Origin of the sequence: Fodinibius roseus, assembly GCF_900129315.1 — a bacterium.
In the GTDB taxonomy this organism is placed as follows: domain Bacteria; phylum Bacteroidota; class Rhodothermia; order Balneolales; family Balneolaceae; genus Fodinibius; species Fodinibius roseus.
In genome coordinates, this window is sequence record NZ_FQUS01000004.1 from 46,539 (window position 1) to 60,394 (window position 13,856).

At 45.6% G+C, this 13,856-nt stretch carries 15 protein-coding genes; 2 read left to right on the forward strand and 13 right to left on the reverse strand.

Going from position 1 to position 13,856, the window contains the following annotated elements:
* Positions 1–2: 2 nt before the first annotated feature.
* From BUB16_RS04645 to BUB16_RS04670, 6 genes are all read right to left on the reverse strand, one after another.
* Complete coding sequence (locus tag BUB16_RS04645; protein WP_084088035.1) at positions 3–1,238, reverse strand: efflux RND transporter periplasmic adaptor subunit; 1,236 nt, start codon at positions 1,236–1,238, stop codon at positions 3–5.
* 491 nt (positions 1,239–1,729) lie between these two features.
* The gene (locus tag BUB16_RS04650) at positions 1,730–2,071 is read right to left on the reverse strand and encodes a hypothetical protein (RefSeq protein ID WP_073060008.1); all 342 of its coding nucleotides are present in this window, start codon (positions 2,069–2,071) and stop codon (positions 1,730–1,732) included.
* 161 nt (positions 2,072–2,232) lie between these two features.
* On the reverse strand, positions 2,233–3,393 hold the full coding sequence (locus tag BUB16_RS04655) for a M20 family metallopeptidase (protein WP_073060009.1): 1,161 nt from the start codon (positions 3,391–3,393) through the stop codon (positions 2,233–2,235).
* Between the two features lie 11 nt (positions 3,394–3,404).
* On the reverse strand, positions 3,405–4,019 hold the full coding sequence (locus BUB16_RS04660) for a flavin reductase (protein WP_073060010.1): 615 nt from the start codon (positions 4,017–4,019) through the stop codon (positions 3,405–3,407).
* An 11-nt stretch (positions 4,020–4,030) separates the two neighbouring features.
* Positions 4,031–4,327, reverse strand: a complete 297-nt coding sequence (locus BUB16_RS04665) for an STAS domain-containing protein (RefSeq protein ID WP_073060011.1) — start codon at positions 4,325–4,327, stop codon at positions 4,031–4,033.
* Positions 4,287–5,792 (reverse strand): GNAT family N-acetyltransferase, encoded by a 1,506-nt coding sequence (locus BUB16_RS04670; RefSeq protein WP_073060012.1) that lies wholly within the window; start codon positions 5,790–5,792, stop codon positions 4,287–4,289. Before BUB16_RS04670 ends, BUB16_RS04665 begins: the two co-directional genes overlap by 41 nt.
* 656 nt (positions 5,793–6,448) lie before the next feature.
* Between BUB16_RS04670 and BUB16_RS04680 the strand changes: the two genes are divergently transcribed.
* Together BUB16_RS04680 and BUB16_RS04685 are read left to right on the forward strand one after the other, a co-directional pair.
* Positions 6,449–7,033 (forward strand): outer membrane protein, encoded by a 585-nt coding sequence (locus BUB16_RS04680; protein WP_073060014.1) that lies wholly within the window; start codon positions 6,449–6,451, stop codon positions 7,031–7,033.
* A 118-nt stretch (positions 7,034–7,151) separates the two neighbouring features.
* Positions 7,152–8,261 (forward strand): serine hydrolase domain-containing protein, encoded by a 1,110-nt coding sequence (locus BUB16_RS04685; RefSeq protein ID WP_073060015.1) that lies wholly within the window; start codon positions 7,152–7,154, stop codon positions 8,259–8,261.
* A gap of 235 nt (positions 8,262–8,496) precedes the next feature.
* On the opposite strand, the gene BUB16_RS04690 is transcribed toward BUB16_RS04685, so the two are convergent.
* The 7 genes from BUB16_RS04690 to BUB16_RS04720 all read right to left on the reverse strand — a co-directional run bounded on the left by BUB16_RS04690 (position 8,497) and on the right by BUB16_RS04720 (position 13,856).
* Positions 8,497–8,907 carry a DUF6567 family protein gene (locus BUB16_RS04690; protein WP_244545637.1) on the reverse strand — a complete coding sequence of 137 codons (411 nt, stop codon included), beginning with the start codon at positions 8,905–8,907 and terminating at the stop codon, positions 8,497–8,499.
* A gap of 271 nt (positions 8,908–9,178) precedes the next feature.
* Positions 9,179–10,075 (reverse strand): F0F1 ATP synthase subunit gamma, encoded by an 897-nt coding sequence (locus tag BUB16_RS04695; RefSeq protein WP_073060017.1) that lies wholly within the window; start codon positions 10,073–10,075, stop codon positions 9,179–9,181.
* Positions 10,062–11,612, reverse strand: coding sequence for an alternate F1F0 ATPase, F1 subunit alpha (locus tag BUB16_RS04700; RefSeq protein ID WP_073060019.1), 1,551 nt, complete (start codon positions 11,610–11,612; stop codon positions 10,062–10,064). The genes BUB16_RS04695 and BUB16_RS04700 overlap by 14 nt, the downstream gene beginning before the upstream one ends.
* Before the next feature lie 183 nt (positions 11,613–11,795).
* Entirely contained in the window at positions 11,796–12,560 is a 765-nt protein-coding gene (atpF, locus tag BUB16_RS04705; protein WP_073060021.1) for a F0F1 ATP synthase subunit B, read from the reverse strand.
* Between the two features lies 1 nt (position 12,561).
* Positions 12,562–12,831, reverse strand: a complete 270-nt coding sequence (locus tag BUB16_RS04710; RefSeq protein WP_073060023.1) for a F0F1 ATP synthase subunit C — start codon at positions 12,829–12,831, stop codon at positions 12,562–12,564.
* Positions 12,832–12,835: 4 nt separating this feature from the next.
* Positions 12,836–13,555, reverse strand: a complete 720-nt coding sequence (locus BUB16_RS04715; RefSeq protein ID WP_073060025.1) for a F0F1 ATP synthase subunit A — start codon at positions 13,553–13,555, stop codon at positions 12,836–12,838.
* 4 nt (positions 13,556–13,559) lie between these two features.
* The gene (locus tag BUB16_RS04720; protein WP_073060027.1) at positions 13,560–13,856 is read right to left on the reverse strand and encodes an ATP synthase subunit I; all 297 of its coding nucleotides are present in this window, start codon (positions 13,854–13,856) and stop codon (positions 13,560–13,562) included.

Here is a 13,856-nt window from a genome sequence, read left to right on the forward strand (position 1 = left end):
AATCACTCTTCCCTTTTAATATTAACAAGCACTTCCGTGCCGGACTCTACACCCGACACAATTTCCGTATGCCGGTCATCTGCTATTCCTGTTTTTACCGGAACAACTACGGGCTCCCCATTTTCCAGAATCCAAACCGATGTATCCTCTCCTTGATTCTTCTCAAATCCGGGGGGTATAAATCGCAAAGCACTATTAGGTACCCTTGTCACATCCCTTGCCTCATTGATCACAATATCTGTGGAGGCCGTCATGCCGGGCCACAACAACATCCCGCTGTTATCAACGCTCAGGATTGCTTCGTAGGTAACCACCCCCGCCTCTATCCGGGGAGCATAGTACACTTTTGTAATTACAGCGGAAAAGGTCATATCGGGATAGGCATCTACTTTAAAGTTGGCTTCCTGGCCTTCTTTGACCTGCCCGATATCGGCTTCATCGACGTCGACGTGCAGTTCCATTCGCCTGAGATCTTCGGCCAGCGTAAATAATACCGGAGTCTGGAATGAAGCGGCAACGGCCTGGCCGGATTTAATCGTACGGATTAAAACAATACCATCGATCGGAGATCGGATGAATGCTTTTTCCAGCCGGGTTTCCGCCATATTGAGGGTCGCCCTGCCGGCAGTAATCTCTGCACGTACGGCGGCTACATTCGACTCAGCTGTCGCAAGTGAAGCTTGTGCCATTTCGACTTCCTGCAAAGAGATCAGATCCTGGCGGGCCAATATTTCGGCCCGATCTGTCTTTGCCTGCTGCTCCTCGAGTGCGGCCAAAGCCTGCCTGAGAGAAGCTTCTGATGCCTGCAAGGATGCCTGAGCCTGGGTCACTTCCGCTTCGAGTTGATCGGTATCGAGTTCAGCCAAAAGCTCCCCGGCCGAAACCTGATCATTATAATCGACATAAACGGACTTAACGAGTCCGGAAATTTCGCTGCCGATTTCTACGGTATGGACGGCCTGTAAATCTCCGGTGGCAGAAACAATGACAGTAATATCACCGCTCGCAACTTTTTCTGTTACAAACGTTGTGGGAGCCGTTTCAGTAAACTGATTCCATCCCCAGGAAATACCCAAAAGAATAGCAATAACAATTAACCCATACACCATTTTTTTGCGGGTGGATATACCACCATCCTCTCCTGTGCCGAGCGTTTTTTCAACTTCTTTGGGATCAATGAACCTGTGCCCGGACTCGGTTTTTTTGGTCTGATCTACTTTTTCATCCGATTCAATCATTATCTGTAGCTGTAATCTAAGAACTTAATTAGATTACAAAATCAGCTTTTGGGAGTCCGGATTATAAGAGGCAAAATGCGAAACATACCGTAATCATAATCCCTACATAACCTAAATACCCCGGGTTGATCTGGTTCCCGGATGCTACGCATCATTAGAACCGTGTAACCAGCGGAAAAAAGAACAAATGAGGGAATCCACTACCTGATATACAGCTTTGCCCCACTATAGTAGATTAACTGCCTCTCAAGGGGATGGTTGACTCACTATTTCCCGTTTTCAGGATATCCACAAATACTCATATTCTCCTTCGCGGATAATAAGATATGCCGCAGGAGCATCAGAATACCGACAATGTTGGAAATCATCCAGGGTATTAAATTATATCAGGACCCTTCATCTATTATTGGCTTATTTGTTGGATGTATTACAAATATTATGGTGGCACCGACGCATAAAACGCCTGACCTGACAGCCGGTTGAATCAGTGTTCAGTTTTCTGGGAGCTGCCCGGCAATAGCCATAATAATGGGTATCGCTATGATAATGTTGGCTATTGTACCGTACTTGGCATCGCTCCAGGAGAGGATAATGAGCAGCTGTGAAACGACCACCGCAACAGCTCCCACCATCCACCAGATATCATTCTGTGTGAAGTACAGAAAAACGGTGACCAGGAACAGTATGCATACCACCAGCCAGAACATTCCCGCTGTTTTGGATATATCTTCGGTCAGCTGTTCGACGGGTGCTAAATCAAATGCTTTTACAAAGCCAAGCAAATGAATTAACCCGTGGATAATGATAACGAAGGACAAGATTACTTTCTGCATGGTAAATTTAATTTTTAGTGTTTAATATGTCTCTTGAATGATTGGCATGAGCGTCAAAATCAATAAAATCACAACTGCTAAACCCACTCCATAAACAATTGATACACTGGCTTAAATTTTTAGTGTATACTTCAAATAATGGTCGAAGCTGATACGAGCAATCACTCTTCCACTGAAGGATATAACAATAAAAGGGTCAATAGTTCAGCACGTTTAAGCGTCTCTTCCAGAAATATTTTCTCATGATAAGCATGAGCACCTTCCCCCACGGCGCCAAGTCCGTCAATAGTCGGAGAAAAGAGATTAGTAAAGTTACCGTCGGAGCCGCCGCCTGATTTACCCTCTTTCAAATGCAAATCCAAATCCGCACCCAGGGATTTCGTTATCTCCCACAGCTTTTGGTTGGCTTCATTTTTTTCAAGTGGGGGACGTCCTATACCACCGGTTGCTGTAATTTCAATGCCATTTAGACGGGGATCGATATTATAAATCTTATTCTTTATTTCGTTACCGTCTTCCGTTGTCGGAACCCGTACATCAACTACAGCTTTACTTTTTGCAGCCACAACATTAGCCCGTTCGCCACCCTCTATCGTCCCTACATTTACGCTTATGCCCTTTTCAGGGTCATTAAGTTCCACCAGCTGCTGAACAACATTTGATAACCCGACAATGGCACTTACGCCTTTTTCTGGGTCAAGTCCCGCATGCGAAGGTTTACCCTTGATAATTATTTCAAACTGACCTATGCCTTTGCGTTCAGTCTTGATTTTACCTTCCGTTCCAAGTGAAGGCTCCAGCACAAAGGTCCGTTCTGCCTGCTTTGCCTGTTCAATGATAAGATTTTTGGATTCCCTGCTGCCAATTTCTTCATCAGTAGTAATCAAAAAAACAGGCTGTACTTCAAAAATTTTCCCCAGCTCACGGATGGCTTTCATAGCAAAAATCATCATGCAGATGCCGGCTTTCATATCAAAGATTCCCGGGCCACTGACTTTGTTGCCATCTACGGAGAAAGGCATATCATTCAGCGTTCCGATATTCCATACGGTGTCAACATGTCCGAGTACAAGCTGAGTTGGAACCTGTGAATTAAAACCTTCCGGTTTACAAAGCAGTTGTCCCGCAGTCTGCTGACCTTCTGTATGCTCAACATTGAAATCCAATTTTTGAAAATTGTGGCTGATAATTTCCAGAATTTCAGTAAAAGAGGCAGGCTCTTTTGACGGCGTCTCCTGCTCGACAAGGGATTGTAGCAGGTTTATAAAATCCGCTTTCCTTTCCCTAAAAAAACTGTGCAGCTCCCGGCCTAAATCTGTCATACCCTGTTTAATTATCTTTTAAAATCTTTTGGCAAAGGAAAGTTATGGCTTTTTTTGATTATACTGAATCGGTTGGGGTGCAGGTAGGCCAGCAAAGGGGAGTCATTAATTATTTTATTGTCGCGGGAATCTTCTCCCTCTTTTCGAAGGGCATCCTCGTGTACGTAGGCCGCAACAATTTCACCGACAATTATTTCCCATTCCCCAAACTTTCCCATGATTTCATGGAGAGTACATTCCAGCTGCAGGTAGGAATTCTCCATAAACACTCCTTCAATAATTTGGGCTTTTACGGTTGGAATAGCCTCAATAACCGGTTTGCTGTCATCATCTTCGCGGGGAGAAGCTGCCAGGCTGGTTTGTACAAGCTGATCCGGCTGTGGAAAGCTGACCGTAAAAACTTCTTCCCGCTTAATATTTCGATAAGTCGTTTTCCGCGGCGTACCTATAAAGCCGAAGTAGGGGCCAAAACCAAGGGGCATAGCCATATGTTTAGGGGCCATGTTAAAACTCCCGTCTTTTTCTTTGCTGCCAATAATAAGCAGTGCATGAACCATAAAGAAGCGAGTCCACAAATTCGGGTTATCGGTAATGTCGATCATTGGTGAAGAAGATTGATCAGCCATAAGAAATATTTTCAGTTAGCTATGATTTTTTCAAAATCCCAGGTACTGTCAAGATTTAAAATTTCAAGTATTTCGAAAAGGATAGCAGGGGGTTCAATCAGCTGTAATTTATTTCCCTGTTGCAGCCAGCGGTGTAAAAAAATAATTCCCTCACTATCAATACGTTCACAATTAATCAAGTTTATTACCAGCTTATCAATGGCCGGGTTAAGGCGACTTACTATCATCTTTTTAGTATGCAGATTAAAATCGCCTTGTACGGTTACGTTAAGCCTTTTGCCTTTTTTCCGAGCATCTATGGTATTCATCAGCAATAAATGATTTTATCTTTTTCCCAAATTCGGAATAAATATCAATAATATTAAAATCAATAGCCGAGTACACTTTTTGCACCCGCAGGAAGTCAGCATTGAAATGATACTGTGGCAGCAAACCACAGTAGAGAAAATTCAGGGACATTGTAATATTTGAAAACTGCTCCGGTGTAGCTCTATTTTCAAGAGGTAGATCCAGCAATATCGTTTTAGGCGATTTTTCTTCCAGGCTGCCAAGTATACCAGAAAGTGTGGTAAAGAAATCCTGCCCGTACTTCTTAACAATAATAAGCGATGAAGAACTGGAATAGTTTATTCTCAAATCAATATCCGATTTATCGGCCAAATGATATGGTTCTGAACCTTTTGGTTCAACATCCATCCCCAACTCATTATATGTTTCAAGAATAATCTCATTATATCTTTTTGGTAAATATACTGCTTTCTTTGGAAGATGAATAATGGGAAGAAAATCCAGAACCATGGATACCGGCTGAGAGTATTCTTCATCAAAACCTTTGTACTTTACATTTTTTGAGAAAGCCAGTTGCAGCGCTGTTGTCTTATATCCAAATTTATTATTTACCTTTTGGCTTACGGGATGGTTGGTAACAGCCATACCAACCAATGTGGTTGTCTGCCGTGATCTCGCAATTTCAATAAGTTGTTCCATCATCGCACTCATCACGCCATTTCTGCGATATCTGGGAGATACAACTGCTTCGGCTACTTCCGCAAGGTTGGAGTTGTCATTGGGAATTACGCTAAAAAAGCCAATGGCTTTTCCATCTTTATTTCGGGCAATAACCCCGAGCTTTTCTTTTGCCAGCACTGACTCTTCAATCTTTTTGGGCAAATACAAATCCTCTTTGTTATAAGTATATCCATAAGTACGATAGAAAAGTTTTGAGATTTCTTCCGCATCAGCAGGTTTAATACGCTCAACAGTAAAATCCTCAATTTTTATATGGGTATCTTCATCTTCTTCAGACCTTACCTGAGCCTCACGTTGCTCGGCCGACTGCAGCAACAGCTCATCTATATCATGGATTTGAATATTTTTCGCCAGCCTGAATTCCTTGCCTTCCTTGCCTTTATTAATGAAGGAAAATTCATCACTGAAAGATTGCATCAGTAAAAGCCCTGCCCCCTCAAAATCATCTTCACAACGAACTTTTTGGACATCGTACGTGTGTCGGTCCGGATCAAATGGTTCCCCCAGCTCACTGACAATAATTTCGACATTTGAGAATGTATGATGAAATTCTATCTCAAAATTTTGCTTACTGTCATCAGGAAAGGCAAAAAGAATAACATCTGTGATAAGTTCACTAACAGCTACAGAAAAGCGAAGAGCATCTCCCTTTGACAATCCGCAGTTTACTCCCCAGCTGTAGGTAAAATCACAGACCGGATTTATTATCTGCTCATCTGTTGATATTTGGAATCTGGCATCCATATTCGCTACTGAAGATCATTGGTTCATACTGAATATTCAATATTTATGGCAAATTACAATTTCCTTCAGGACTGCTTGCTGAATATTCCTGACTGATATTATTTTCAACATATCTTCGGTCAGCTGTTCGGCAGGGGCTAAATAATATGCATTTACAAATCCCGGCAAACGCATTAACCCGTAGACAACGATGACAAATGCGAAGATTATTTTTTCCTTAATAAATGTTATACATTTGGGTTTACACTTTCTCATTCTCTTTTAAACCCATATCGAACAGAAGGCATTAGCGTCAGCCCCAAGCAAATAAGCAGCAATTTGTGTTGGCCAAATAGCTTGGTTGTATGCTTCAAATACGTGTAAAAATTGATCTATCGCAAAAACGGCAGTTAAATCATCTCATGCCTCTCGTGTTATTACTGCTATAAAAAACTTACGAGATCATCGATTAAACCTATGGAAGGAAAACCCGTCGATTCAATGTAGGGAAATCACTTATATTCGCGCACGCCAAGTACCTACAGCAGACTGAGCCGGACTTCTTACATATTTTAGAATTATAAAATGGTACTCTAAAAGTGAACGGCTTATTTATCACAACTAAATCTGAAATACGTGAAAAAACCATCTAACTAATAAAACAAGAGGAATATATCATGAAATCAATTATTAAAACGATTCTGCTGAGCGCAACTATTATTCTGGTTACCCAGTCGGTTTACGCCCAAAACATATTCAGTCTGGAACTACGTACCGGGGCCGACTTTGCTACCCAGGAATTGGGTGACGCTGACCTGAATACCGGATTCGGCTTTGATGGTATTCTAACCTACCGGATTATGCCTCACACTTCAATCTTTGGCGGCTGGGGATGGCATCGATTTACCTCGGATGATTCTTTTGCCGGTTCAAATATGGATTTCGAAGAAACGGGATATACCTTCGGAATGGAATTTTTACATCCACTGGGTAATATGCCAATGAGCTTCTATATCCGGGGAGGCGGCATCTACAATCATGTCGAAGTTGAAAATAGCGACGGTGATATCACGGCCGATTCAGATCATGGGCTGGGATGGCAGGCAGGGGCTGGCGTCGCTTTTGATATTGGGAATCGCTGGATGTTGAAGCCGGGTGTACGATATCGTTCACTGTCAAGAGATATTGAAGTCGGAAACGTATCTTCGGATGTTGATCTCACATATTTCAATATAGCTGTAGGTATAGCAAAAGTTTTCTGACACACATCAAAATAAATGCTGGGAAGTAAATTAACTTCCCAGCTTAGTTTCCGGAGTTGATCCCTAAAAGAAACCGATCAGATATATCCTTTTATTTTATTAATCAAGCAATAATGAAATGAAACAACTGCTTTATTTTCTGATACTGACCTTTATTATCTCCTGTGGAAGCGTCAGCAATCCTGAAGTGGCCGTAAATAATCTTCAGCGTCCACCCGGGGTATCCGAGGCCCAGACCGATCATATTTTCAACACCCTCCGCTACTACCCCAACCAGACCCAATTGTCAATTGCATCCATTGATGACACCTCCGCGGTGTTTTACGGGGCTATCCGTGCAGGTGATACCCTGCAAACCATTGACAATAAAGACAGCGTTTTTGAAATTGGTTCTTTGTCTAAAGTATTCACCTCCACCCTGCTTGCCAATCTGGTCCATCATAATAAGCTGATGCTTAATCAACCGATTCAGGCTTACCTCGATTTTCCGCTCAACGACAGCCTGCAGGTTTCCTTTCTTGAACTGGCGAACCACACATCGGGATTACCCCGCATTCCCTCCGGGTTTATCAGGGAATCGCTGTGGCATATGGATAATCCCTACAAAGATTACAATGAGAAAAAGCTTCGCGATTACATGAGCAATAACATGGAACCGGATCATGAGCCGGGCAGTACCTTTCAATACTCCAACATTGGTGCTGGTATTCTGGGATATGTGCTCACCCGGATCGAAGGTCAGTCCTATGAAGAGATGCTGCAACAAAAAATCTTTCAGCCGCTGGAAATGCAGCACTCTACGACACAACGAGCATTCGTTAACGATAAGCTTGTAGCGGGATTAAGTAAGCGTGGAAAAACCGCCAGCAACTGGGATCTGGGGGCCATTCCGGGGGCCGGAGCTATACTTTCCACTTCGGAGGATCTGGTAAAATTTGGGCAGGCTAATTTTGACCGGGATAACAAGATAATGAAGCTACAGCGTCAGGAGACGTTCTCTATAGATAATGATCGAGCCATGGCTTTAGGATGGTTTATCCTTAAGCGGGATTCGACCACAAAATGGTACTGGCACAATGGTGGGACGGGCGGATACCGCTCCTCCATGGTATTGGACGTAGACAATAGAAAAGGAGTGATCGTTTTGTCCAATATTTCGGCAGGACACAGTCATGCTGCTCAAATTGATTCTCTCAGCTATTCTTTACTCCGGGAACTGAGAAAATGAGATCCAATAGAACCCGACGCCCGGCTAAAGATTGCTTTGGATCTACTATTGATGCGTCCTTGCCATCCGAACTATTATCATTTTAGAGAGCCTTTGCAAAACCGTTCTTTTGGCTAATCCCTGCATTTTCACAAATTCAAAACCCACACACATGCCTTTCTATGGTACGATTTTGAATTCGCTCAGGCTTTAATCCTGCTCAAGATTCATAAGTAATTTTCCAAAGCGCTCTTACTTATTCAAACTCAACAATATCGGCTCTCACCATAACTTTAACTTTTGTGTAAAGCACGAGATTAAGGATATCTGTATCGTACCGAACATTGGTAAGCGCCAGCTTTTGACCTGAAATCGACCCGTATTCATTTTCATAATTTTCCCACAGATTTTCCAGAGCTTCGGCATACAGCATGCCTGTGCCATTAACCCTTGCGATGGCCAGGGTGCTGGCCGTAAGGCCGCTTGAATAGCTTAACCCGAATACATAAGCGGTCTCTGCCTCTCCGGCGACATTAGTTGCCGATATGGCATAGTTACCCTCATTCAGGTTAACAATCGTTTGGTTGGCGGACAAAAAAGCCCCTGAGCTGGTACATGCCGTAAGCAAGGTTGCCAGTAAAAGTGTCGGTATCAGAATGTTCTTCACAATAAGTCCTCTTTTATGTTAAAAGTTTACACTCAATTAATAAATTTTACATTCCTAAAGATGTAAGGGATTTACCTATATGACTGTAGGAATTTGTTTGACTCCTGATTCGGTTTATCCATCGCCCACCTGCAGCCGGTATAGCTGACAAAACTACCATAACACAAAACAGTAACCGTTTCCATACTCTGCTGAAGCCGCTAAAAACCTCCTTTAATCAAAGTATTAGAAATAGCAGCCAGTATAATTCTATTAGCGGCAATGACTGGTTTTACTGATTATTTTCATCCATAGACTGGGCCGCCTCAAAGCCCGCCATAATATCCAGCAGCTCGCTGGTAATGGCCGACTGGCGTTCGTGCGTATAAGCCCGGTTCAATTTTTCCAGGCGCTCATCTATTTTCTTCTCGGCCTGCTGCATGGCAGACAATCGACTGGTATACTCGGCAACAAGCGACTCGGCCACAGCGCGGTAAAGAGATACAAACAAATATTGCCGAAGCAGCGAGAGGAACAGGGTATGTGCATCTGCCCTGTATTGGGGTAAATTATTGGTCGGCCAGGGACGATCAACCAACCGCTCCAGCCAGCGTTTGTTCAGCGGAAGCAGATGCTGGCTGTGGGACGTATATCCCTCTTTATCAGCGGGCTTGTTATGCAATACCCTTATCGAACGGATATCCTGTGTTGCCTGCCACTCTTCAATACCAGCCAGCAGATCCAGCACCAGTCCACCGATCCCGCCAGCCGAACCGGGCAAAATAAACTGCTTGTCTACCGACACGCCCGCCTGATGCAAATAACCGGTCAGTCGTTCTCCCAACACAAAGAACTGTGTGTCCCTTTTTTTATCTTCCCTGATCTTTTCCAACGTATAGGTTAGTATCGACTCATCAAATGGACCGCACAGCGACTGGCTTGAGCCAATAACAATGATCCCGGCTGATCCCTCATCATCCGATGAAAGGAAAGGGCGAGCCTCACTGAATTCTCTGGAAAGCACAACCTGCAGGCCCCGTTCAAGAGTATCGTAATAGTCACCAAGCGAATCGGCGGCATCCTCAAACTGATGAATACCTACCGAAGCCATAACTTTCATCGTCCGAACAATAGACTGTAAGTCTTCCGCATTCTTAACTTTGCGCTGTAGCTGTTCAAGTTTCTGCATGCTCCTGCTCCTTCTTTAACGATTCAAGCACTGTTTCCGCCAGATCGAGCAAATATGTCCGCTCCTCTTCCGTAATATCTTCCTGCCAGTCGATCTTTTGATTCAGTTCATCGGAATGCTCCCGGTAGATTTCCCGGATCTCCCGTTTGGCTTTTTCGATTCGGTCGAGCGGAATATCATCCATCAGCCCTGAGATCAGCGCCAGCAGCAGTAACATTTGTTCCCCAATGTCCAGGGGCTCAAATTGCGGCTGTTTTAAACTCTCGCGAATCAACCGTCCGCGTTCTATGGTTTTCCTGGTATCTTCATCGAGCCGTGAGCTAAACCGCGAAAACGCTTCCAGTTCTTCAAATTGTGCATAGGCCAGTCGGAGTTTTTTGGTTACCGAACGGTAGGCCGGGCGCTGGGCCGCACCACCGACCCGTGAGACCGACTTCCCGGCGTCAATGGCCGGCATCACATCTTTTTGGAATAGTTCCGGAGACAGATAGAGCTGTCCGTCGGTAATAGAAATCAGGTTGGTAGGTATAAAGGCCGATATATTTTGAGCCTGTGTCTCCACTATGGGCAAGGCGGTCAGCGACCCGCCTCCATGTTCCTCCTTTAGGCGGGTCGAGCGTTCCAGCAATCGCGAGTGTATGTAAAAGATATCGCCGGGGTATGCCTCCCTGCCGGGGGGACGCCGAAGCAGCAGGGCCAGTTCCCGGTAAGCCCGGGCATGCCATGTTAAATCATCGTAAATAATCAGCACGTCTTTTCCCCGCTCCATAAAATACTCCCCGATGCTGGTTGCTGCATACGGGGCGATATACTGCAGTCCCACCGGGTCTTCACTCCCGGCCGAAACGACAATCGAATAGTCCATGGCTCCGTGTTCCCGCAAGTCGGCTATAACACGGGCCACCGCTGCTTTCTGCTTACCGATACCGCAATAAATACAGATTATACCTTTATCGTGCTGATTGATTATGGTATCCACGGCAATAGCCGTCTTGCCGATCTGCCGGTCTCCTGCAATCAGTTCGCGCTGCCCCCGTCCGATCGGAAACAGTGCGTCTATCACTTTGATACCTGTCTGCAGCGGGGTTTCGACGGGACTTCGGTGCATGATGGGCGGGGCCGGACGTTCTACCGGCAGGGTTTCGTTTGCAGCCAGCGGCTTTTTCCCGTCAAGCGGACGACCGATGCTGTCTACCACCCTGCCCAGAAGCTGTTCTCCGACAGGAACGCTCAATATATCAGATGTCCGGTGAACTTCATCACCGGCTTCTACATACTGCTCCTCATCCAGCAAAATAATACCCGCTTCCCCGGAATCCAGGTTGTAAACAAGTCCCGGCACCCGGCGTTCGCGCGTGTCTATGTATACCAGCTCATCGATTCCCATATGCGGTAATCCGCGCACCCTGATGAATCCCTCTCCCACCGACATGACCACTCCGTATTCGCGAAGCCGCATATCCGGGCTCCGCTGAAGCGCCCGATCCAGCCGGGCTCCGGACTTTTCAAGTACTGAATCAAGTATTCGGTCAGTCATGGCACGATCTCATCTGCTTCCTGGATATTGGTTATTACAACTCGTTGCATTGTCCTTTCCTGAATAAGGTTGATTGCTATCACTGGCTTTGCATAAATATACCACAGCTTTACTTTCCCTCATCAGGTTGACCGGTTATGTTGATGATTATGTAAATCCATTTTCCCATACATCGGTATCGTCTCAGGTTTCGGTTTCCAGCTGGCTGAAAGTCGTATTTACCTCTGACCTCAGCTCCTCGAGGTAGCCTTTCATATTCCAGCCTATTTTCCAGCCATTACTGCGCACTTCGATACCGAATCCCAGCTCCGGGTCATGGATATACCGGCACTCCTTTTCACTGTCCAGCAGCCGGCGAATGGCGGCGTCAATTTCTTCGCGATCCTTCTCTTCGGTCGGAAAGGCCGTTGCGACCTCAAGGTGGTTCGTATCCACGGCATCGATCATCTGCTTTCTTTCGTCATCCTTCATCTCTTTGATACGATTAATAAACCGGTTTATCGCCTGTTTTTCGAGCGACCTGTCGGCCAGGTCCGATACCATATGCTCAACGATACCCATGATCTTCTCAAAGGACTGCTCCTCAAGTTCCTCCAGGAACATCTTTTTTTCTCTCTCTACCGACTTCGTCCATTTACTGCGAACCTGCTCCACTTCATTCCGGGCTTCCTGCATGAGTTCCAGCTTAAAGGACTCAGCTTCTTCTTTGGCTTCTTCACGCCAGGCTGACTTCTGCTTCTCCAGCTCATTTAACTTTTTTTGATACTCCGTCGACTTATCCTCTGCTTCTTCGAGCTTACTGCGCGCCTCCTCCAGCCGGGATGAGATTTTCTCCTCCCGGTCTTTCATGACATTGAGCAGCGGGCCGTACAGGAATTTCCGCAGGAGCCATAGCAGGATCAGAAAATTTATAATCTGGGCAGAAAATGTAAACCAGTCGATTTGCACGTTATCCTCCGGCTACAAAATCCCAGAAGGGATTGGCGAACATTATAATGAGGGCAACGACAAAGCAGTATATAGCTGTCGACTCGATCATTGCCAGTCCCACAAACAGGGTGCGCGTTATGGTCGGACTTTCATCCGGCTGTTGCGCTATAGCCAGCAGGGCCTGCGCCAGCGCGCGCCCTTCCCCAAGTGCGGGAGCAATAGAGCCAACGGCTATCGTAAAGCCGGCCGTAATGATGGATACCATTCCGATGATGCTTATACTTTCCATGATGTCAGGTTGTTTGATGGTTGTAAGAGTTATTATTGGATTCAGACTGATCCTTTTGTTCGCGAATCCGTCCGGCCGAAGCCACATAGACCAGTGCTAAAATGGCAAACACATACGCTTGTATGACCCCGATCAGCAGTCCAAAAGCCTGCATGACAACCGGGAAAAAGAGGGGCGTCAGACTAAGCAATATCGCTACGATGAGGCTCCCGCTCATAATGTTGCCGAACAGGCGGATAGCCAGGGCAAGCGTACGCGAGAGCTCCCCGATAATATTGAACGGCAGCATCAGGGGGGTAGGCTCGATGTAAAAGCGCAAATAGTTTTTGAGTCCCGCCGAACTAATTCCATACACAGGCACCGCCACAAAAACACACAGGGCGAAAGCCGCTGTGGTGGACAGAGAAGCGGTCGGGGCGTGAAAACCCGGAATAACACTAATGGTATTTGAAACCACGATAAACAAAAAAAGCGTACTGATAAACGGCAGATATTTCTCCGCTTTTTCGCCGGTGGCCTCCTCGATCTGATCTTCAATAAGAACCACCAGAGACTCCAGCAGGGCCTGCCCGCGCGACATGCCTGTTTTGGATGTCAGCTTGCGGGTAATCATAATCGATATACCGACCATAAACAGCATCACCAGCCACGAAAACAGAAGGGTGGCATTCAGCTTCAGAAAGCCCCATTCCCAGTAGATTATTTGATCGATGTCAATTTCCATGGTATCAGCCGTATATCAATTCATCAGAAGGTTTGCCTTTGCGCCGAATCACCAGGTGACGGGTAACCATAAAGGTAATCATGGCCAACACCAGGTATATCCAGTTGTAGAGCAGCAGCAGGTAGAAACCCGCCAGTACCAGGGCTGTTCGCAATAGAAAACTGCCCGTAAGTAGCAGGTACGGCCGTCGCACCTCGCTTACTTTATTAACGGTGATCCAGAGTCCCCCGAAATAAATCAGCCCGAGTACGGCTCCTCCCCCTGCCGCGGTCACATAAAAAAGTATTTGCAGATACGTCAT